This is a genomic window from Yoonia sp. 2307UL14-13, assembly GCF_037572755.1.
Classification (GTDB): domain Bacteria; phylum Pseudomonadota; class Alphaproteobacteria; order Rhodobacterales; family Rhodobacteraceae; genus Yoonia.
In genome coordinates, this window is sequence record NZ_JBBIFZ010000004.1 from 210,434 (window position 1) to 229,587 (window position 19,154).

22 protein-coding genes are annotated in these 19,154 nt (G+C 61.2%); 13 read left to right on the plus strand and 9 right to left on the minus strand.

What is annotated here, in order from left to right; genetic code table 11:
* Positions 1-4 precede the first annotated feature (4 nt).
* The 7 genes from V8J85_RS12295 (at position 5) to V8J85_RS12325 (ending at position 7,077) form a co-directional block, all read left to right on the plus strand.
* Positions 5-682 (plus strand): haloacid dehalogenase type II, encoded by a 678-nt coding sequence (locus V8J85_RS12295; protein ID WP_339954041.1) that lies wholly within the window; start codon positions 5-7, stop codon positions 680-682.
* Positions 682-1,500, plus strand: a complete 819-nt coding sequence (locus V8J85_RS12300; protein WP_339954042.1) for an alpha/beta fold hydrolase — start codon at positions 682-684, stop codon at positions 1,498-1,500. The genes V8J85_RS12295 and V8J85_RS12300 overlap by 1 nt, the downstream gene beginning before the upstream one ends.
* Positions 1,497-2,465, plus strand: a complete 969-nt coding sequence (locus V8J85_RS12305; protein WP_339954043.1) for a threonine ammonia-lyase — start codon at positions 1,497-1,499, stop codon at positions 2,463-2,465. Before V8J85_RS12300 ends, V8J85_RS12305 begins: the two co-directional genes overlap by 4 nt.
* The gene (locus V8J85_RS12310) at positions 2,462-3,661 is read left to right on the plus strand and encodes an endonuclease/exonuclease/phosphatase family protein (RefSeq protein ID WP_339954044.1); all 1,200 of its coding nucleotides are present in this window, start codon (positions 2,462-2,464) and stop codon (positions 3,659-3,661) included. Before V8J85_RS12305 ends, V8J85_RS12310 begins: the two co-directional genes overlap by 4 nt.
* Positions 3,662-3,902: 241 nt before the next feature.
* Positions 3,903-4,679 carry a 3-oxoadipate enol-lactonase gene (gene pcaD, locus V8J85_RS12315; protein WP_339954045.1) on the plus strand — a complete coding sequence of 259 codons (777 nt, stop codon included), beginning with the start codon at positions 3,903-3,905 and terminating at the stop codon, positions 4,677-4,679.
* Positions 4,680-4,717: 38 nt separating this feature from the next.
* On the plus strand, positions 4,718-5,929 hold the full coding sequence (locus tag V8J85_RS12320) for a TCR/Tet family MFS transporter (RefSeq protein WP_339954046.1): 1,212 nt from the start codon (positions 4,718-4,720) through the stop codon (positions 5,927-5,929).
* Positions 5,930-6,000: 71 nt separating this feature from the next.
* Entirely contained in the window at positions 6,001-7,077 is a 1,077-nt protein-coding gene (locus V8J85_RS12325) for a zinc-binding dehydrogenase (protein ID WP_339954047.1), read from the plus strand.
* A gap of 19 nt (positions 7,078-7,096) precedes the next feature.
* On the opposite strand, the gene V8J85_RS12330 is transcribed toward V8J85_RS12325, so the two are convergent.
* Positions 7,097-7,537: a GNAT family N-acetyltransferase gene (locus V8J85_RS12330; protein ID WP_339954048.1), complete on the minus strand. Its 441-nt coding sequence runs from the start codon at positions 7,535-7,537 to the stop codon at positions 7,097-7,099.
* Between the two features lie 27 nt (positions 7,538-7,564).
* On the opposite strand from V8J85_RS12330, the gene V8J85_RS12335 reads away from it, so the two are divergent.
* Positions 7,565-8,788: a mandelate racemase/muconate lactonizing enzyme family protein gene (locus tag V8J85_RS12335; protein WP_339954049.1), complete on the plus strand. Its 1,224-nt coding sequence runs from the start codon at positions 7,565-7,567 to the stop codon at positions 8,786-8,788.
* 83 nt (positions 8,789-8,871) lie between these two features.
* Here the strand turns inward: V8J85_RS12335 and V8J85_RS12340 are convergent, their stop codons facing one another.
* Entirely contained in the window at positions 8,872-9,144 is a 273-nt protein-coding gene (locus V8J85_RS12340) for a hypothetical protein (protein WP_339954050.1), read from the minus strand.
* Between the two features lie 131 nt (positions 9,145-9,275).
* On the opposite strand from V8J85_RS12340, the gene V8J85_RS12345 reads away from it, so the two are divergent.
* From V8J85_RS12345 to V8J85_RS12365, 5 genes are all read left to right on the plus strand, one after another.
* On the plus strand, positions 9,276-9,872 hold the full coding sequence (locus V8J85_RS12345; protein ID WP_339954051.1) for a TetR/AcrR family transcriptional regulator: 597 nt from the start codon (positions 9,276-9,278) through the stop codon (positions 9,870-9,872).
* A gap of 103 nt (positions 9,873-9,975) precedes the next feature.
* The gene (locus V8J85_RS12350) at positions 9,976-10,653 is read left to right on the plus strand and encodes a PspA/IM30 family protein (protein ID WP_339954052.1); all 678 of its coding nucleotides are present in this window, start codon (positions 9,976-9,978) and stop codon (positions 10,651-10,653) included.
* Between the two features lie 36 nt (positions 10,654-10,689).
* On the plus strand, positions 10,690-10,974 hold the full coding sequence (locus tag V8J85_RS12355) for a hypothetical protein (protein ID WP_339954053.1): 285 nt from the start codon (positions 10,690-10,692) through the stop codon (positions 10,972-10,974).
* A gap of 117 nt (positions 10,975-11,091) precedes the next feature.
* A complete protein-coding gene (locus V8J85_RS12360) occupies positions 11,092-11,730 on the plus strand; it encodes a lysophospholipid acyltransferase family protein (RefSeq protein WP_339954054.1) in 639 nt (212 codons plus the stop codon).
* Positions 11,730-12,671 carry a phosphatidate cytidylyltransferase gene (locus V8J85_RS12365; RefSeq protein WP_339954055.1) on the plus strand — a complete coding sequence of 314 codons (942 nt, stop codon included), beginning with the start codon at positions 11,730-11,732 and terminating at the stop codon, positions 12,669-12,671. The genes V8J85_RS12360 and V8J85_RS12365 overlap by 1 nt, the downstream gene beginning before the upstream one ends.
* On the opposite strand, the gene V8J85_RS12370 is transcribed toward V8J85_RS12365, so the two are convergent.
* Genes V8J85_RS12370 through V8J85_RS12400 form a run of 7 tightly spaced genes read right to left on the minus strand, consistent with a single transcriptional unit; the run spans position 12,668 to position 19,104 of the window.
* Positions 12,668-13,417, minus strand: coding sequence for a glycosyltransferase family 2 protein (locus V8J85_RS12370; protein WP_339954056.1), 750 nt, complete (start codon positions 13,415-13,417; stop codon positions 12,668-12,670). The genes V8J85_RS12365 and V8J85_RS12370 overlap by 4 nt on opposite strands.
* Positions 13,414-14,325, minus strand: coding sequence for a glycosyltransferase family 2 protein (locus V8J85_RS12375; RefSeq protein WP_339954057.1), 912 nt, complete (start codon positions 14,323-14,325; stop codon positions 13,414-13,416). Before V8J85_RS12375 ends, V8J85_RS12370 begins: the two co-directional genes overlap by 4 nt.
* Positions 14,322-14,858: an acetyltransferase gene (locus V8J85_RS12380; RefSeq protein WP_339954058.1), complete on the minus strand. Its 537-nt coding sequence runs from the start codon at positions 14,856-14,858 to the stop codon at positions 14,322-14,324. Before V8J85_RS12380 ends, V8J85_RS12375 begins: the two co-directional genes overlap by 4 nt.
* Positions 14,855-15,985, minus strand: coding sequence for a glycosyltransferase (locus V8J85_RS12385; RefSeq protein ID WP_339954059.1), 1,131 nt, complete (start codon positions 15,983-15,985; stop codon positions 14,855-14,857). The genes V8J85_RS12380 and V8J85_RS12385 overlap by 4 nt, the downstream gene beginning before the upstream one ends.
* Entirely contained in the window at positions 15,982-16,566 is a 585-nt protein-coding gene (locus tag V8J85_RS12390) for an acyltransferase (RefSeq protein WP_339954060.1), read from the minus strand. The genes V8J85_RS12385 and V8J85_RS12390 overlap by 4 nt, the downstream gene beginning before the upstream one ends.
* A complete protein-coding gene (locus V8J85_RS12395; protein WP_339954061.1) occupies positions 16,556-17,893 on the minus strand; it encodes an oligosaccharide repeat unit polymerase in 1,338 nt (445 codons plus the stop codon). Before V8J85_RS12395 ends, V8J85_RS12390 begins: the two co-directional genes overlap by 11 nt.
* Positions 17,878-19,104 (minus strand): hypothetical protein, encoded by a 1,227-nt coding sequence (locus V8J85_RS12400; protein ID WP_339954062.1) that lies wholly within the window; start codon positions 19,102-19,104, stop codon positions 17,878-17,880. The genes V8J85_RS12395 and V8J85_RS12400 overlap by 16 nt, the downstream gene beginning before the upstream one ends.
* Between the last annotated feature and the right edge of the window lie 50 nt (positions 19,105-19,154).

Sequence of the window (19,154 nt, forward strand, 5' to 3'; positions counted from 1 at the left end):
GCCGATGCCGATCACCACATGCGTTTTTGATGCCTATGGCACGTTGTTCGATGTCAATGCCGCCGCGGCGCAGGCGGCTTCCGAGCCTGATCATGCCGCGTTGGCTGCCGTATGGCCCGCCCTTGCCCGCGATTGGCGGTCGAAGCAGCTGCAATATACATGGCTGCGGGCGGTGGCCGATCAGCACTGCGACTTTTGGCAGGTCACGCAGGATGGGTTGGATTGGGCGATGGAGGCGCAGGGTTTGTCCGATGACGCGACCCGTGCGCGGTTGTTGGAGCTTTATTGGGAATTGGCCGCTTATCCGGAGGTGCCTGCGATGCTGCAGGCGTTGAAGGCGCGTGGGCTGGCGACAGCGATTTTGTCGAACGGCTCACCCGCCATGCTGGACGGCGCGGTGTCCTCGGCGGGGATTGGTGATGTGCTGGATGCCGTCTTGTCTGTTGAGGACGTTGGGGTCTTCAAGCCGCATGTCCGGGTTTACGATATGGTTTGTCAGCGCTTTGGCTGCGCGCCGGAGGAGGTGCTGTTTGTGTCTTCAAATGGATGGGATGCGGCTGGGGCTGCCGGGTACGGTTTCCAGACCGTTTGGGTGAACCGTGGCGGCAAGCCTAAGGATCGGCTTTACGCTGCGCCGGATAGTATTCTGCCCGACCTGACCACGATCCCGGAGTTGGTGTGATGCCCTATTTCAACACCGCCGATGGCACACGCCTGCATTATCTGGATGAGGGTGAGGGGTTGCCAGTGATTGCGCTTGCGGGCCTGACCCGCAATGCCGCTGACTTCGACCATGTGGCCCCGCATCTGCCGGTGCGCCTGATCCGGCCGGATTATCGCGGGCGGGGGCGGTCGGATTGGGCGGATCACGGGACCTACACGATCCCGAACGAGGCGCAGGATGTGCTGGCGCTGATGGATCATCTGGGTCTTGAGAAAGCCGCGATTTTAGGAACCTCACGCGGTGGGCTGATCGCGATGGTGCTGGCGGCGACGGCGCGGGACCGGCTTATCGGGGTGGCGCTGAACGATATCGGGCCCGAGATCGCAGAGGCGGGGCTGAACATCATCAAGAACTATATCGGGCGGCCACCGGCACAGAAGACCTATGCGGAGGCAGCGGAATTCCGGGACCGGAACTGGGTCCATTTCAGGAATGTCCCGATGGAACGCTGGCTGGCCGAGGTGACGGCGCACTATAAGGAGACACCAGAGGGGTTGGTTCTGCGCTATGATCCAAAGCTGCGCGATGCGGTGCTAGAGGCCGGGGCGCAGCCTGCGCCTGATTTGTGGCCGCTATTTGATGCACTGCACGGCTTACCGCTGGCTCTGATCCGTGGTGCGAATTCCGACCTGCTGAGCGTCGCGACCGCCGACAGGATGGAAGAACGCCGCCCCGATATGATCCGCGTCGATGTGCCGGGGCGCGGCCATGTACCGTTTCTGGATGAGCCGGAGGCGTTGGGTGCGCTGCATGAATGGTTGGATAGGATGACATGAATATCGACATGATCCGCGCGGCGGCAAAGCGGCTGGACGGCCATGCGCGACGGACGCCAATCCTGACCTCGCCTTTTCTGGATGAGATTGCGGGGCGGCGTATGTTCGTGAAGGCCGAATGCTTGCAGCATACCGGGTCGTTCAAGTTTCGGGGCGGATGGTCGGCGTTGTCGGCACTGACGGACAACGCTTTGAAAGCCGGTGTGATCGCGTTCTCCAGCGGGAACCATGCGCAGGGGGTTGCTTTGGCGGCGAAAGAGCATGGCGTGCCAGCGGTGATCGTGATGCCGTCAGATGCGCCCGCGATCAAGATCGCGAATACGCGGGCGCTTGGGGCCGAGGTCGTTCTGTACGATCGCGCGAATGAGGACCGAGATGAGATCGGCGAGCATTTGGCAACGGAACGTGGTCTGACGCTGGTGAAGCCATTTGATGAGCCGGAGGTGATTGCCGGGCAAGGGACCTGTGGGCTGGAGATTGCGGCTGAGATGAACGCGCTTGGTGTGACTGAGGCCGATGTTGCGATCTGCTGCGGTGGCGGTGGGCTGACCTCTGGCATTGCATTGGCGCTCGCGGCGGATGCGCCGGGATTGCGGGTGAGGCCGGTGGAGCCTGAGGGGTTTGACGATGTCACACGGTCGCTTGCCAATGGCCGGATTGAGCGGAATGACCGCATGTCGGGTTCGCTCTGTGATGCGATCATCACCCCGCAACCGGGTGATATCACGTTTCCGATCATGCGAGCCCATTGCGGGCCGGGGATCGTAGTGACCGAAGAGGAATGCCTGCAAGCCATGGCCCATGCGTTCGAACGGTTGAAGATCGTTGTTGAGCCCGGCGGCGCGGCGGCACTGGCTGCCGCGCTTTTCCACCCGGACACTTTCAAAGGCGACGCTGTTGTCGCCGTCGCCACGGGTGGCAATGTCGACCCTGCGGTTTTCGCCCAAGCATTGGAGACTTTATGACCCGTTTCACGATCGCCAGTTTCAACGTCAAAAACCTGATCGAGGCCGAGCAGGAATATTACCGGTTCGAGGAATACACGCCCGAGGAATATGCGTGGAAACGGGTTTGGCTGGCGGATCAGTTGCTGACGATGAATGCCGATATCGTCTGCTTTCAGGAGATTTTCACCGAAAGCGCGCTGCGCGACGTGATCATCGAAACCGATGAGATGGGGTTGACCGCAAATGAAGCGAATATCCCGGACCGGTCGAAACGTTACGCCCGCAAGGCGATTTTTCGCAAGCTGGCTTATGAGCCCTATACCGAGGCCGGGCTGGCCTTTGCGCCGAACCTGTTTGACGGGGAGCCGGGCCAGCGCCGCCCCGGTGTCGCGATCCTGTCGCGGTTCGGCTTTGTCGGCGCACCCGAGATCATTCAGGAATTGCCCAAACCGCTGGCCATTCCCTTCACCGATCTGGACGGAGATGAGGGCGGGCATTACCGGATCAAACGGCTGAGCCGCCCGGTATTGAAGGTGCGGGTGCCGGTCGGGGATACGGTTGTGACCGTGTTTAACTGCCACCTGAAATCGAAACTGGGTGAGTTTCCGCGGCCCGAAGGTGCCCCTTTCCCGCCTGCCGCCGATCTGGTGAATTATGATCCGGCGGCGCGGGCGATGGGGTCTTTACGCGCGGGGCTACGCCGGATGGCCGAGGCATGGGTGCTGCGGCAAGCTGTGCTTGAGGAGCTGGAGGCGGGTAACCCCGTCATGGTGCTGGGTGATTTCAACGACAACGAACATGCGGTCAGTTCCGAGATCATCACCGGCGAGGCCCCTTTCCGCAACTATGCCTGGATGCGCAGGCATGATGCCGAGAACCGGCGGGATCGGTACTCGGATGAAGAAAACGAGGTCATTCAGGAAAAGATCGACCGCGTGCGGCTGCATTCGGCGGAAAAGCTGTTCGTGCGGAAATCGCTGCGGGATATGGTCTATACGTCCGCCTTTGGCGGCGTGTTCGAAAGCATAGACCAGATCCTGGTGTCGCGCCATTTCCACCCCGATTATGCGCTGCGCATCGGCGAGATGGAGTATTTCAGCGTACTCAACGACCATCTGACCGACGGGTCACATCCGGAGGCGCCGTATAACAAACTTGCCTCGGATCATGGGCAGATCATGGCGCATATGCTGATTGGGGAGGCGGAGGATTAGGAGCGGTGTGTGGGATCACGCCGCCCGCCAACTTGCGCCGTTGTCTTCGTGCCTGACCCGAAGACGACATCTGACCCCCGCCTAACCTGTCCAAAAGGACAGGTTGAGGGGAATCACATATTTTAGGTTTCTGTTATGTGGGAGGGTTGCTGGTGGCTGATATGTTCCGGCCGCAGCAGCGAGTGAGAGCCGCGCCGGGTGGGACGCCCATGCGCGGCTTGATCTTTTTCGGGTGAATGGAATGCAGATCATACGCGGCAATATCAGACTGCATGTACAGGTGGATGGGCCGGACGACGGTGTGCCGGTCGTCTTTGCCAATTCGCTTGGGACCAACTTGCATGTGTGGGATGAGGTTTTGAGGTATCTGCCCGATGGCCTGCGCATCGTCCGCTATGACATGCGCGGGCATGGGAAATCTTCGGTGCCGTCGGGACCCTACACGATGGGCCAGCTGATCAGCGATGCCGAGACCATTTGCGATGCGCTTGATGTGCGCGATGCCTTGTTCGTTGGTCTGTCGGTCGGTGGGATGGTCGCGCAGGGCTTGGCCGTCAAACGGCCCGAGATCATCCGCGCGATGGTGCTGTCGAATACCGCCGCCAAGATCGGCCATCCGAAGTTATGGCTGGATCGGATCGCGGCGGTGGAACGGCTTGGGCTGGATGGTGTCGCGGATGAAGTGATGCAGCGGTGGTTTTCGCCCAGCTTCGTCCATGTCGCGCCGTGGCGCGAGATGTTGGTGGCGACATCGGTCGAGGGCTATGTCGGCACATGCGCGGCAATTTCGGGCACGGATTTTTATACCTCGACCAGTAGGTTGCGTATTCCGACACTGGGTATCGCCGGATCGGAGGACGGTGCGACGCCGCCGGACCTCGTGCGCGAGACGGTCGATCTGGTGCCGGGATCGCAGTTCGTGCTGATGCGTGGGGTTGGGCATTTACCCTGTGTCGAGGACCCGGATGGATATGCGCGACATTTGACTCAGTTCATGCGCGACACCGGACATTTGTAAGGGTTGCAAACTGAACCGAACGGTTTAATCCTGCGGTGATGAATCTACCGGTCATTTTCATTTTGCTGAGTGTCGTGATGGACTCGATGGGGATCGGGTTGATCATGCCGGTCATGCCCGACCTGATCCAAGAGGTGGAGGGCGACGGACTGGCCAATGCGGCCGTCTGGGGTGGCGTTCTGGCGACGATCTTTGCGGCGATGCAGTTCCTTTTCGGCCCGACGGTCGGCAATCTGTCGGACCGCTTCGGGCGCCGCCCTGTCCTGCTGATTTCGCTGGTGATCATGGCATTCGATTATGTGCTGATGGCGGTCGCCGGCACCATTTGGCTGCTGATCATCGGGCGCATCATCGGCGGCATCACGGCCGCGACGCAATCGACCTCGGCCGCGTATATGGCCGATATCTCGAAACCCGAGGAGAAGGCCGCGAATTTCGGGCTGATCGGGGCGGCCTTTGGCGTTGGCTTTGTGCTGGGGCCGCTTTTGGGCGGTGTCTTGGCTGAATATGGGACACGCGCGCCGTTCTGGGCGGCGGCCTTTTTGGCGGCGGCCAATGCGATCTTTGGGTATTTCGTCCTGCCCGAGACCGTCACCGACCGCATTCGCCGTCCGTTTGAATGGCGCCGCGCGAACCCGTTGGGGGCCTTCAGGAATATCGGCGCCCTGCCCGGCCTGAAACGGCTGATGCTGATCACTTTTGTCTATACGGTGGCCTTTTTCGTCTATCCCGGCGTCTGGGCCTATTTCGGGGCCGAGCGGTTCGGGTGGAGCCCGGGAATGATTGGCCTGTCGCTCGGCATTTTTGGGATTGGCATAGCCATTGTGCAGGGCCTGTTGATCAAGCCGATCCTGAACCGGATCGGAGAGCGGAAGGCGGTGGTCCTTGGGCTTGCGATCGATGTGCTGGCCTTTGTCCTGCTGGGCTTTGTGACGAATGGCTGGGTCGCGCTGGCGCTGACGCCGCTGACGGCGTTGGGGTCAATCGCTGGTCCCGCATTGCAAGGGATCATGTCGCGCACGGCCTCGGACGATCAGCAGGGCGAGTTGCAGGGCGCGGTCACGTCGATCAACGCGGTGGCGACGATCGTGGCACCTTTGGTCGTGACGCAGACCTTCTGGTATTTCACCGCGCCCGAGAACCCCTATTACCTGCCCGGCGCGCCGTTCCTGTTGTCAGGTGTTCTGACGATCTTTTGCATCGCGGTTTTCATGCAAACGCCGCGTCCAAAGCGCGCCCGCGCCATATGATGTCGCAATCGGACCACCGGGCCATTGAGCCGGATGGCAGTGCTGGGCCACGTTGACGGACAGGATACAACATGCCCCACATCAAAGCCGCCGTGTGCCATGCCTTTGGCGAAAAACTGACGATTGAAAACGTTGATCTGGCAGCGCCGGGCCCGGGTGAAATCGAAGTGACGTTGAAGGCCTGTGCGATCTGTCATTCCGATATCTCGTTCATGGATGGTGCATGGGGTGGAGCCTTGCCGGCGGTCTTCGGGCATGAGGCGGCGGGCCTGGTGTCTGCGGTCGGCGATGGCGCGCGGTTGACGGTGGGTGATCCGGTTGTCGTGACCCTGATCCGCGCATGTGGGCATTGCCCCTCTTGTGCGACGGGCCGCCCGGTCGCGTGTGAGACCGGCTTTGCCAGTAGTCCGCTGAGCACGACGGACGGCGCGCCGATCAATCAGGCGATGTATACGGGTGGTTTTGCCGAGCGGGTCGTTGTGGATCAAAGCCAGGTGGTGAAGTTGCCCGATGATATGGGGATGGAGGCGGCGGCGCTGCTTGCCTGTGGCGTGATCACGGGCGTGGGTGCTGTGGTGAATGCCGCCGGGCTGCGCGCCGGACAGGATGTTGTCGTGATCGGCGCGGGGGGTGTCGGGCTGAACGCGATCCAGGGTGCGCGGATTGCCGGGGCGCGGCGGATCGTGGCGGTGGATATGTCGGAAGAGAAGCTGGCAATCGCACGGGAGTTCGGCGCGACAGACGGCGTTCTGGCGACCGAGGACAAACCGTGGAAGGCCGCACGAGCTGCGACGGGACGTGGTGCGGATGCGGTGATTGTGACCGTCGGTGCGATCCCCGCTTATGATCAGGCGCCACGTTATCTGGCGTCGGGCGGGAAGGTGATCATCGTGGGCATGCCGCATTCGGGTGCGCTGTCCAGTTATGAGCCGGTGATTTTGGCGGCGACCGGTCAGGGGATGATCGGGTCGAAGATGGGCGATGTGGTGATCGCGCGGGATATTCCGTGGATGGTGGACCTGTACCGGCAGGGGCGGCTGAAGCTGGATGAGCTGATCTCGGGCCGGTGGTCGCTGGATGAGGTGAACGAGGCGATTGCCGACACACGAACCGGGTCAGCGAAGCGGAACGTGATCGTCTTTGAGTGAGGGTGGGTCGAGACCCACCTTACGTGTCCATCGCGCCGTCCCAATCGCAGACGACGATCCCATCCGTCTCGCGCGCATCAAGCGCGTGATAAAGCGCCCGGGCGGCGATGTTGTCGGTTTCGGTGGCCAGCCAGATGCCCTTGCAGCCGCGCTTGCGGGCGATGTCCAGCAGGCCGGCGCAGAGCCGTTTCGCGATGCCCCGTTTTTGGTGACTTTCGCGCACGCCGACCTCGGCGATGAAGAAGGCGGGCATCTTGTCCGGATGCAAAAGGATTTGGCCGCTGGCCATCCCGACCGCTTTGGTGTCGTCGAAGGCGAGGATCATTTCGTGCAGCGGGTCGTTCAGGAACGCCTTTGCCTGCGTGGGCAGGATCGGGTTGTCGAAGAGCCCCTCTTTGATGTTGAGCAGGAGGTCCAGATCGTCTGGACCCAGATGCCGAAAGCTGATTGTGTCGGTCATGTTGTTGCTCGCCCATAGGTGCCACCCATGAAACTCGCCGATCTTGATGTGATTGTCACGGCACCCCCTGCGCCCGGTTGGGGTGGGCGCTATTGGATCATTCCGAAGGTGACGACAAATACCGGCGTGGTGGGGTACGGCGAATGCTATGCGTCATCCGTCGGGCCCGAGGCGATGCGCGCTGTGATCAAAGATGTCTTTGAACGGCATATGGTGGGGGAGAACCCGGAGAATATCGAGTTGATGTTTCGTCGGGTTTACTCTGCCGGGTTCACGCAGCGCCCGGACCTGACGGTCATGGGGGCTTGGTCGGGGCTGGAAATCGCCTGTTGGGATATTTTGGGCAAAGACCGTGATCGCCCGGTTCATGCGCTGATCGGGGGGCGGATGAATGATCGCATCCGCGCCTATACGTATCTCTATCCGCGCGACGACCATCCCCTGCCCGCCTTCTGGGCCTCATCTGATATGGCGGCTGAGGTTGCGCTGGATATGGTCGAAAAGGGATATACGGCGGTGAAGTTTGATCCGGCGGGGCCTTACACAATACGGGGTGGGCATATGCCAGCGATGGGCGATATCGCGATGTCGGTGGCGTTTTGTGCGGCTATTCGCGAGGCGGTTGGGGATCGGGCTGATTTGCTTTTTGGCACCCATGGCCAGTTCAGCGTCGCGGGCGCGGTCCGCATGGGCCGGGCGTTGGAGGCCTATGATCCGCTTTGGTATGAAGAACCGATGCCGCCGGATGATGTCAGCGCCATGGCAGAGGTTGCGCGCGCCGTGCGGGTGCCGGTCGCGACGGGCGAGCGGCTGACGACCAAGGCCGAGTTCGCGCAGGTGTTGCGGCAGGGGGCGGCGTCGATCCTGCAGCCTGCTTTGGGCCGTGCCGGTGGGATTTGGGAGGCGAAGAAGATCGCCGCCCTCGCCGAGGTCTATGGCGCGCAGATGGCCCCGCATCTTTATGCGGGTCCGGTGGAATGGGCGGCGAATGTGCAGTTCGCGGCCTCGATCCCGAATATCCTGATGGCCGAGACGATTGAGACGCCGTTTCATCATGATCTGATTAAGGGGTCGATTGTGGTGGAGGATGGCTACATCCCGGTGCCGGATGCGCCGGGGCTGGGGATCGACTTTGATGAGGAACTGGCGCGGGCGCATCCGTATGACGGGGATGGGCTGCATTTGGAGATGCAGGGGGAGGCGATCAGCTACACGCAGGTGAACAACTTTGCGGGTGGGGCGCCGCGGTAGAGTGCCAAGAATTCGGCAACCCTACGTTTTGTGACGCGGCCTGCAAAGTTGCCGAATATCTCAACCAAAAGAGCCGATAATTTTTAGCTCGGTAGGCAATAAGGGACATCACAGATCATCTCCCGAGAAAACCGAATGCCATCCTCACCTTCAATTTGAACGATAAACGCTGAGGCTGCAAACCACCATTTACCTTCCCCACCCCCGGCACGTGCAGCATCACAGCCATTTCCAAGGTAGTATATGTTGCCATCTGGAGCTGTTACGACCGCGCCATTTGAATTACATTGAATGCGAACATCCGCGTTGGCCACCGAAGAAAGCATGACCAAAAAAATAATGAAGTAATTTCTCAAGTTACTGTTCCCTTCTTCCACAATTTAGTAATGATCGCGTTTACAATGAGCGACTACCGCTACTGGTCTAGCCCCCTTCCCATCCCCCAAAACCTCCCCTACAACTGAACTACGTTCAATCGGGAGTTTACATGGCGGGGAAAGTTGCTGAGCGCCGCGCGGCGTTGCGGGAAAATTTGGTTCTGATTGCCGAGCGCACGATTGCCGAGAAAGGGCTGACCGCTTTGCGGGCCCGTGATCTGGCCTCGGAAGCCGGGTGTGCGGTTGGCGCGATCTACAATGTCTTTGGTGATCTGACCGATCTGGTCCTGACCGTGAATGCCCGCACCTTCCATCGGCTGGGCGCGGATGTGGCAGAAGCCCTCGCCGATGCGCCGCAGGACCCGGTGGAGCAACTTGTGATCATGGCGCAAGCCTATCATCGCTTTGCGGCGGAGAATCACCTGAGCTGGCGGGCCCTCTTTGATGTGGACCGCGCGCCGGGAGAAGCCGCCCCCGATTGGTATCTGGAAGAGATGGGGCGGCTGTTCGCCTATATCTCGGACCCGTTGGCGGTGATTTTTCCGAATCGTGATCCGCATGAACATGCGCTTTTAACCCGCGCGCTGTTCTCCTCGGTGCATGGAATCGTGCTTTTGGGCCTTGATGAGGCCAGTGCGGGCGTCCCGCCCGAGGATGTGGACCGTATGATCGCCCTTGTTTTACGACAGATGACGGCCTCCGCTTGATTTTTTGAACAATGTTCAATTTTTCTCTTGAACGGCCAAGCCCGGATTGCTATCTCTATTTCATGAACGATGTTCACATATCGAAACGAAACGGAGATAAGAGATGTTCAAGACACTTGCCACGCTGATCAACGGGCAGAATGCACGGGCCGAAGACCGCGTGCGCGATGCCTTCGCCATCGAATTGATCGACCAGAAAATCCGCGAAAGCGAAAACAGCCTGCGCGCCGCGAAAGCGACACTTGCCAGCCTGATCCAGCGTCAGCGCGCCGAAGAACGCCAGCACGGCACACTGAAATCGCGCATCAATGATCTGACCAAGCGCGCGAAGGAAGCGCTGGACAATGATCGCGAGGATATGGCTGCCGAAGCCGCCCGCGCGATCGCGTCGATGGAAAATGAACTCTCGGTCCGCGAAGCCACGCTGGATCGGTTGGAACAGAAAGTGATGCGCCTGCGATCCTCCATTGAAAGTGGTCATCGCCGGATCATCGACCTGAAACAAGGCGCCATTCAGGCCCGCGCCGTCCGCCGCGAACAGCAGTTGCAGTCACGCATGGCGATCCACAGCGATACCGGCAGCGTCGAAGAGGCCGAAGAACTGATCGCTCGTGTCATCGGCAAGGATGACCCGTTCGAACGGAGTGAGATTCTGGCCGATATCAACCGCGACCTGAACCACGACACGATCACCGACCGGATGGCGGATGCGGGCTTTGGTGCCGCGACCCGATCCACCGCTGACGATGTTCTGACCCGCCTGAAATCGTCCAAAAAATAACCAACCCAAACACAAATACGAATGAGGAGAAAACCAATGGAAAACCTGAAATCTGATAACGCCCTGATCATGTTCTTTAACGGTGCTGCTGTTGTGGTGGCCTACGGGATGCTGGGGCTGTCGCTTTACCTTACAGACGAGGTGCCGCTGTCGACCAAAGGTTACTGGGGTATCGGTATCCTGCTTCTGACCCTGGCTCTGGTGAACTTCGTCAAATACCGCTTTGACGACCGGATTTCCGAGGACCGCATCATGCGCCTCGAACAGGCCAAGAACGAAAAGCTGCTGTCGGATTATGTGAGCAGCGAAAAGGACATCTAAGAGGTCCCCCGCCTGCCGCTTTGTCCCCGCGGCAGGCATCCCCCGAGGCCCGCGCTTTCCTCTCCCGCGCGGGCCTCACCCCTTTTCAAAACCGCTTCCCTTCGCCAGAGTTATCTCATGAAGTTCCTTCGCCAGTTCGCCGCCCGGATCGTGGGCCATTCCATCCGCATCTTTGCCCGTGCTGTGACCGCCGTGCGGGCTGATTGGAAAGGGATCGAACCGGTCCCGAAACAACGGGTCTATTTCGCAAACCACACCAGCAATGGCGATATGCCGATGATCTGGTCGTGTCTGCCCCCTGCCCTGCGTCGTTCGGTCCGCCCCGTGGCTGCCGCCGATTACTGGCTGAAGAACAAGCTGCGCGCTTTCGTAGGCCCCGAGGTGTTCAACTGCGTGCTGGTCGACCGCAGGCCAGAGGTGAAAGACAAGCCGATGGACAAGATCATCGCGGCCCTTGACGAAGGATCATCGCTGATCATCTTTCCCGAAGGCAATCGCAACATGACAGACGACCTGCTGCTGCCGTTCAAGGCGGGGCTTTACAATATGGGCGTCGCCCGGCCCGAGGTTGATCTGGTGCCGACTTGGGTCGCGAACCTGAACACGATCATGCCCAAGGGCGAGGTGATCCCGCTGCCGCTGATCTGCACCGTGACCTTTGGCGAGCCGATCCATGTGAAGGAGGGCGAGAGCAAGGATGACTTTCTTGCGCGCGCATCAGATGCGCTGGCCGCACTCGCGCCGGAGGTGAGGTGATGGATAGCACGACCAATGATATCCTGCTGCTGGCCTTCGGCAGTTTCGGAATCCTTGTGGCGCTGACTTTCTTTGGCGAAGTACTGCGCGCCAAACAGGGCGTCGACAACATCAACCCCGTTCTCGATACCTACATGACCCGGGTGCAAAGCTGGTGGGGGATGGTCGCGTTTATCGGCGTGGCCTTGTTACTGGGCGAGATCGGGGTCATGACCCTGTTTGCGTTCGCCTCTTTCGCGGCCTTGCGCGAATTTCTGACGCTAACGACCAAGACGCAGGCCGATCACATCGCGCTGGCGCTTGGTTTCTTTGTTGTTCTGCCGTTTCAATATTTGTTTGTCGGGATGGGCTGGCAAGGCCTCTACACCGTGTTCATCCCGGTCTATGCGTTCTTGCTGCTGCCCATCGTGTCCGCCTTGCGTGGCAACTCCGAACGGTTTCTGGCCCGCGTGGCAGAAACCCAATGGGGCCTGATGATTGCCGTGTTCTGCGTTAGCCATGTGCCCGCCCTGATCAATCTGGAGATCGCGGGCTATGAACACCGTGCGGTTCTGTTGATCGCTTTTTTGGTCATGGTCGTGCAGTTGGGCGATCTGCTGGAATACTTCTTTGGCCGCCGGATCGGCAAGACCTGCATTGCGCCCGTTCTGTCACCGAAAACATGGGAAGGCGTGGCCTGCGGTGTCGTCAGCGCGATGCTGATCGGTGCATTGTTAAGCTGGATCACCCCGTTCGGCGTCTTTGGCGCGATGGCGATGGCCGGGCTGGCGTCATTTGTTGGGATGCTGGGCAGCCTCGTCTTCGCCGCGATCAAGCGCGAGCGGGGGGTCAAGGACTGGTCGCATCTGATCCCGGGTCAGGGCGGGTTTGTGGATCAACTGGACAGCGTGATCTTTGCCGCGCCAATTTTCTATCACTTTGCGCGGTACTTTTACACCTAGGCGCGTTTGCCGAACTGCTGCAGCTTTGACAGGTTCTTGGCGATCAGCGTGCCCATGCCCCCGACCTTGTGCCGACGGATGGCGCGATAATCCTCGCGGCTTTTGCGGATCATCTGCGCAAAGGACCGATTGCTGGCGCCGCCCATCTGCATCCGGACCATGACTTGCGGGATGTATTTCAACCGGATTTGGCCACTGCTCAGCCAGCGCAGCATGCCGTCATAGTCGCCCGAGATGCGATAGCTGGTGTCGTACATACCGGCATCGGCAAAGACCTCTCTTCGCAGATAAAGCGTCGGATGCGGGGGCATCCAGCCTTGTTTCAGCCGATACGGTGCGTATTCCCCCGCGCGCCAATAGCGGATCACACGGTCGGGCGCATCGCGCGACACGTATTCGAGATCGCCATAGACGCCGTCGATCGCCGGGTCCTCCATCGCCTGCGCAACCTGCGCCAGCACGTCGGGCGAAGCGAGCATATCGTCGGCATGCAGCAACCCGATCACACCCCCTGTCGCCCGCGCGATCCCCTTGTTGATCGCATCGTAGATGCCACCGTCGGGCGTAGAGGTGAGGGCCATGTTCGGGTGACCGTGATCAGCAAGGTAGTCCAGCGTCCGATCGGTCGATCCGCCATCCTGCACGACATGTTCGATGTCAGGATGCGTCTGCGCCTTGAGGCTTTCGACGGCGCGCGACAGGGCCTTGCCCCCATTCATGACGGCAGTGACGACAGAGATTTTCATGCGGCTTTCCTTATGATTTCCGGGCTGAGGTCGATGCCGAGGACATCGCGGATGGCTTCGGTCGGATGAGCACCGCTGGCCGCCATGTAGCGCTGGACCTCGGCCAGTTTCGCATCGACGAGGTAGCGATACCAAAAGCCTTGCAGCACGTGAAACGCTCGCGCCTGCCGCCCATCAAGAACGCCGAGGCGGAGGACGTAGCGATAGAAGAAATACAGCCCGGCCCGTAGCCCACCGGGTAGGCGGGCGTAAAGGTGCTCTTTGATCCAACGTTTGATCGCGGCCTGTTGGCCAGCACGGATATCGCCGATCGTCTCTTGCGGCATAAAGCGGTGGGTGCGGTTCAGGATATCGATGACCTCGCGGCTGGCATAGCTGTTGTGTTTGCCGATCCACCAATCGAGACTTTTGCGGTTGTCGTCGATGATTTCGCCCGTCAGGTCGGCAGTGGGGCCGTCCACGATGATATGTTCATCCATCCAACGGTTTTCGCACCGACCCGCGTCTTTGCGAAACAGGCGCAGGACGCGGATGGGGAAGAGGCCACCGTGGCGCACCGGTTGGCCCAAGAAGTGCATGTGCCTCCCGACATAGACGCCCGCGACATCGGGCAAACCGGCGCTGATCTGGCGAGAGAGCGCGGGGGTGACGATCTCGTCTGCGTCCAGCCGCAGGACCCAACCATCACCCGTTATCTGGGACAGCGCCCAGTTGAACTGGGTCGCGTAGTTGGTCCATGTGTGATGGAAGACCTCGGCCCCGGCTTCCTTTGCTAGCCGGACCGTGCTGTCGATGGACCCGCTATCAACGACGATGATCCGCGTTGCGATTGCACGGACTGATGCGATGGCGCGGGCGATATGCAACGCCTCGTCCCCTGTCAGGATGATGACGGTCAGATCGGTCATGGCCACACCTGCATGGGGTTGCCGATCCCTTTGGTGCCTGCGGGCAGATCCTTCATGGCGACGGCCCGCGCGCCGAGGATCGCGCCCGGCCCTATCCGAATGCCGGGGCCGACGAAAGCATCCGCACAGACCCAGGCATCGGCACCGATACGGATCGGCGCGTGGATCAAGGCACGGGCCGGATCGGTCAGGTCATGCGTGCCGGTGCACAGATGCGCATATTGCGAAATCGTGGCGCGGGCACCGATATGAATCGGGCCCAGCGCATAAAGGATCGCGGCATCGCCGATCGCCGAGTCATCCTGGATCTGCAGGTTCCAGGGCATTGTGATCCGGGCGGTCGGGTAGATATGCACGTCACGTCCAACCTCCGCGCCGAAGGCCCGTAGTAGCCACACCCGCCAGAACCAGAGCGGGCGCGGGCTGAGCCGGAAAAGCGGCCGGCAGAGCGCCCAGAGCACACGGGCGATCTGGGTGCGGTGGCTCCATTTTCGCGCTTGCCGGTTCGCGCTGATGTCCAGTCGGACCGTCATACGGTCACCCTTTCGCCAGCGGGGGCCGTGACGCCTTCGTACAGATCAGCGAAGGCGGCATTCATCGCGCCAGCCGAGAAATCACGCTGCATCCAGGCCCTGCCCCGCCTGCCCATCGCGATCAGGTCGCCGTTGGTCAAGCCGATGATTTCAGCGGCGAGGTCGGCGTTGACCATGTCGATACAGCGCCCGCAACCCTGGTGATCGAGTGCTTGCCACGGAGTACCGGTCGTCGTGATCACCGGCATGGCATGCGCCAGCGCCTCGGCGACGGCGATCCCGAAGTTCTCGGAATGGCTGGGCAGGACGAACAGATCGGCCTTGGCGAAGGCGGTCGATTTGGCCGGGCCCTCGACATGTCCGTGCAAGCGCACCCGCCCGGCAAAACGGGCGGCACGGCTGCGCAGCATCGCGTCATAGCGGGGCGTGCCGGTGCCGTAGATGTCGAGTGTCGTGGTCGCAGGCAATCTTTCCATCGCGTCCAGCAGAAGGTCGATCCCCTTCTTCGGATGAAGACGCCCGAGATAGATCAGCCGCAGCCCATCGCCCAATGTTTTCGGCGGCAATGCCGGGATATCGACGCAGTTGGGAATGACAGTAGTTGCGATGCCGGGCAGGCGGGCGACGCTGCCCTTTGCTTCGACGGTGGAGGTGACGTGCAGAACCGTATTGGCCGGTCGGATGACCTGTGCCGCTTTCTCGAACAGGTGTTTGGCGCGGGCATTCGGCGCGTCGTCCCACTCTGCCGTGGCCTGCAGCGCGCCACGCGGTGACCAGATTACCGGTCGCCCGAGGAGTCGGGCGATAGCCAGCGTCGGCAAGGTCGGAAAGCTGTAGGTCGCCGTGAGATGCACCACGTCCGCCCATGTGATCGCCGCAGGCAGGCGCGCCAACAGGCCGGGCGCGATGCTGTGCCCGGCCACACGGCGCGCGAAATGCACCGGATAGGGAAGTGCGGCGGGAATGACCCGATCGTGCCGGTCGGGGCTGGCCGCGTCAGTGGTAAGGACCTGTACTTTCATGCCGGGGGTCGCGTGGATCCCATCGCAGATCGCCTTGGTCGACCGGATCGGCCCACCCCATTTTGTGGCCGGGAAGTAGGATGGCGTGACGTGCAGAACCTTCATGCCGCCACCTGCGTCCGTGGTGCGTGGTTGAGGATGCGCGCCGGGTTTCCGCCGACGATCGCACCGGCTGGGACATCCCCGGTGACCACGGCCCCCGCCCCGATGACGGCACCCTGCCCGATCCACTGGCATTGCGGCAGAATCACCGCGCCCGCGCCGATCCAGACATCCCGTGCAATCGTCTTGGGCATCATCCGCGGTACCGCACGCGGATCATGCCCGTGATCGTGGGTATAGATGACCGCCCGTTCCGAAATCATGGTACCCGCGCCGATCGTCAGTCCCCCGGTCGTATCGAGCTGCACATCCCGGTTGATTTGCACGTGGTCGGCGATGATCAAGGGGGCGCCCTTGATCTCGGCCGAGGCTTCGCAGCCACGCCAGAAGTAGCAGCCCGCGCCGACGCTGACGATGCCGGGCTGGGCGAAACGCACGCTGGATTGAAACCGTGTGCCTTTGCCGACGGACGCAAGCGTCGCGCGGTGTAACCCGGTCGCCCATACTCCGCCCGCGCGTCGGGCGAGGGCCGCAGCGGCGCGGAGGCTCCAGTAAAAGGATTTCAAAATGGGTCTAGTGAGCATGAACAAGCCTTCGTGTCATGTGGGGTCGATAGCGGGTCAGAAAGACGGGGATCATCAAGGCCAGCAGCAGCATTTGTGCCGCCGCACCGACGATGAACGCACTGAACGACGATTGCAGCGTCGCCTGCACGAAAGGGTAGAAGATCAGCGGATAAAGGATGAAAGCGCCATGTCGCAGCGTGTTGGTGGGCGAGAGCAGCAGAACCTCGCCCTGCCGGTAAAGCCAGCCCAATATGATGCCGATCCCGACGCCGCCCCAGCCGAAATTGATGAACGCCTCACCCGGGCCGGTTACGTTGAATGCGCCGCCCGTATAAAGGCCCATGATATCGCGCTTGAAGAACACCCCCAGACCGACGGCGGGTTTGTCCGCCCAAAACGCGCGCGGCACCCAGCCGAAGGTCCACCACGTATAGCTTTCACCCCAGAGCATGTCGGTGGTCTGCACCCTGTCGGCCACCATGATCGCGGCGTTGATATCGAGGAAATAAGTGGAGCCCACGATTTGCGTGAAGAGGTCACCGTCGGCGCTGTCCTCAAGCCGAAGGGCCGTCATGTAGGCCGAGAGCGTGCCGAGGATCACAAGGCCAATCGCCCCCTTGACGATGAATCTCGCCCCGATCCGCCCGCCCATGATCACGAAGGTCGCAAGCGTATAGATCGCCAGCTCAACTAGTTCGAACCGGTCGCCCGAGATCAGGGCGATCGCGATCAGCAAGAGGCCTAGCGTTACGGCCTGCGCCCGCGCGGCGCATCGCCCGGTTGCCATCGCATGAGCCATTAGCAGAACAAAAGCGCATTTGGGGACGATGAACAGCGTCTTAAGCCCCGCAAGCGTTGCGCCAACCCCGTCGGCGTTGACATCAATTTGTTTGGCACTGTTCAGTGTGGCCAGCGTGCCCGGGTCGAACACCCCCGCCCCGCGGGCGCGCAGAATCAATCCGATGGTCGCGGCCGTGATGCCGAAAGCCAGCAGGAACAGGGGCGTGGTCCGCGCCAACCCGCGCGCCATTGTCTGTGCGGCGGGAGGAATGTTGCCATCGACCGATCGGATCGCAGAGCAATAGCCCGCGCACAGCATCAGGACGAAAAACGTCAGATAGATCGCTCCAAGCTGGTCGCCCCATGGGTTTTCGACGAAGCGCCGGTAAAAGGCGAGGTCGGGCCGGGCGGTGTAGACGCAGACCTTGAGCAGGAAACCGAAAAGGCAGAAATACCCCACCAGATGCAAGGGCGACACCCATGCGATCCGCCCGTAGCGCTGGCCCAGCCATAGCGGCAACGCGGTGCAGATCGCTGCCATCGTGATGATCAGGATTGCGTCCATGCCATCCCTTCCCGACGGGCCAGCAAGGCGGTTGCGGCGGTATCGATGTGCAATTCGCGCCTGATCACGGCCCAGAGGCCCGTGGCCCCGAACATGACAGCGCAAAGATAGGCGAGCGCATTCAGGCTTGGACCCAACGAGGGGATTGCGGCGATCAGGCCAAGATAGACCAGCAGACTGACCAGTCGCGACATGGCGGCGAAATGGGCGTGGTCACACATGGTCGCCACGGTGAACGTCGCGGCAAAGATCAGTTGCGCGCCAGAGCAGGCCAGAAGCGCGATATAGGTCAACGGGTCGACGGTCTGCCAAAGACCTAGGATCGGAAACGTCGCGCTGGCGGTGATCAGCAATACGATACCAGGGATCAACGCGATCCGGCTGGCCTGTCGGCTGGACCGGATCAGCGCCGTTCGATCTCCGGCTGTGTAGGCCCTGGCGATCGGTGTGGCGGTGACCCATGTCGCCACGCTGACCGGCAGTGCGACCAGATTGGCGATCCGCCGCAGGAAGGCATACAGGCCGATTTGTGTGTCACTCAGGACCGCACCACCGACGATGATGTCGACTTGCGCGAGCGCCATGCCCAGCACTGACGCCCCCCACATCGACCACGGCAGGCGGGGCGTTGAGGGTCTTTTGCCCAGAGTGGACCTGCGATGCACCCTGCGCAAAAAGATGAGGACCGCAACCGCGCCGCATGCGGAAAGGATCAGCGCCGTGACCGACAGAATGGCGTCGGGCTGCAGCATGGCCGCAAAGCCCAGCGCGACCGACGGCGCGGCGTCACGTAGCGCCATGGACCACTGGACCGAACCGATCACGCGCAAAAGGCTCGCCCCGCAAAAGACCAGATTGATCGCGAAGGCGAGCGCGAGGACGGTCATCCATGCGATGCCGGGCAGAATGAGCGGAAGGATGGCGAGACCAAACAGCCCAATCGCCAGAGGGTATCCAAGGACATAGATCGCAACGGCACGCATCCGCGTATCGCCACCTTGCAGCAGGATCAGCGGCCCCCCGCAACCGATGATCGCCGCCCCGACCATCGCCATACCCCAGTTCACCATCAAAGGACCGAACACGGCCAAGCCAAGACCGGCAGCCAGCCCAAGCATCACGGCGAAATTGATACCCACGATCACCGCACGCCACAGCATCACCGGCGCGGCGGTGTCGGATATCAATCTGCGTAATGTGCTTAACAGCATCAGCGACTCGCACCATGAACCGGGCCCTTAGATGCCCGAACAGTGTCAGT

What these genes read in the sequence shown, in the direction of transcription:
- V8J85_RS12385 (WP_339954059.1), bottom strand. Translation starts at nt 15,985, where the DNA reads ATGAAGGTTCTGCACGTCACGCCATCCTACTTCCCGGCCACAAAATGG.
- V8J85_RS12390 (WP_339954060.1), bottom strand. Translation starts at nt 16,566, where the DNA reads ATGCTCACTAGACCCATTTTGAAATCCTTTTACTGGAGCCTCCGCGCC.
- V8J85_RS12295 (WP_339954041.1), top strand. Translation starts at nt 5, where the DNA reads ATGCCGATCACCACATGCGTTTTTGATGCCTATGGCACGTTGTTCGAT.
- V8J85_RS12380 (WP_339954058.1), bottom strand. Translation starts at nt 14,858, where the DNA reads ATGACGGTCCGACTGGACATCAGCGCGAACCGGCAAGCGCGAAAATGG.
- V8J85_RS12350 (WP_339954052.1), top strand. Translation starts at nt 9,976, where the DNA reads ATGTTCAAGACACTTGCCACGCTGATCAACGGGCAGAATGCACGGGCC.
- V8J85_RS12320 (WP_339954046.1), top strand. Translation starts at nt 4,718, where the DNA reads ATGAATCTACCGGTCATTTTCATTTTGCTGAGTGTCGTGATGGACTCG.
- V8J85_RS12375 (WP_339954057.1), bottom strand. Translation starts at nt 14,325, where the DNA reads ATGACCGATCTGACCGTCATCATCCTGACAGGGGACGAGGCGTTGCAT.
- V8J85_RS12360 (WP_339954054.1), top strand. Translation starts at nt 11,092, where the DNA reads ATGAAGTTCCTTCGCCAGTTCGCCGCCCGGATCGTGGGCCATTCCATC.
- V8J85_RS12305 (WP_339954043.1), top strand. Translation starts at nt 1,497, where the DNA reads ATGAATATCGACATGATCCGCGCGGCGGCAAAGCGGCTGGACGGCCAT.
- V8J85_RS12300 (WP_339954042.1), top strand. Translation starts at nt 682, where the DNA reads ATGCCCTATTTCAACACCGCCGATGGCACACGCCTGCATTATCTGGAT.
- V8J85_RS12395 (WP_339954061.1), bottom strand. Translation starts at nt 17,893, where the DNA reads ATGGACGCAATCCTGATCATCACGATGGCAGCGATCTGCACCGCGTTG.
- V8J85_RS12310 (WP_339954044.1), top strand. Translation starts at nt 2,462, where the DNA reads ATGACCCGTTTCACGATCGCCAGTTTCAACGTCAAAAACCTGATCGAG.
- V8J85_RS12365 (WP_339954055.1), top strand. Translation starts at nt 11,730, where the DNA reads ATGGATAGCACGACCAATGATATCCTGCTGCTGGCCTTCGGCAGTTTC.
- V8J85_RS12400 (WP_339954062.1), bottom strand. Translation starts at nt 19,104, where the DNA reads ATGCTGTTAAGCACATTACGCAGATTGATATCCGACACCGCCGCGCCG.
- V8J85_RS12355 (WP_339954053.1), top strand. Translation starts at nt 10,690, where the DNA reads ATGGAAAACCTGAAATCTGATAACGCCCTGATCATGTTCTTTAACGGT.
- pcaD (WP_339954045.1), top strand. Translation starts at nt 3,903, where the DNA reads ATGCAGATCATACGCGGCAATATCAGACTGCATGTACAGGTGGATGGG.
- V8J85_RS12325 (WP_339954047.1), top strand. Translation starts at nt 6,001, where the DNA reads ATGCCCCACATCAAAGCCGCCGTGTGCCATGCCTTTGGCGAAAAACTG.
- V8J85_RS12370 (WP_339954056.1), bottom strand. Translation starts at nt 13,417, where the DNA reads ATGAAAATCTCTGTCGTCACTGCCGTCATGAATGGGGGCAAGGCCCTG.
- V8J85_RS12330 (WP_339954048.1), bottom strand. Translation starts at nt 7,537, where the DNA reads ATGACCGACACAATCAGCTTTCGGCATCTGGGTCCAGACGATCTGGAC.
- V8J85_RS12345 (WP_339954051.1), top strand. Translation starts at nt 9,276, where the DNA reads ATGGCGGGGAAAGTTGCTGAGCGCCGCGCGGCGTTGCGGGAAAATTTG.
- V8J85_RS12335 (WP_339954049.1), top strand. Translation starts at nt 7,565, where the DNA reads ATGAAACTCGCCGATCTTGATGTGATTGTCACGGCACCCCCTGCGCCC.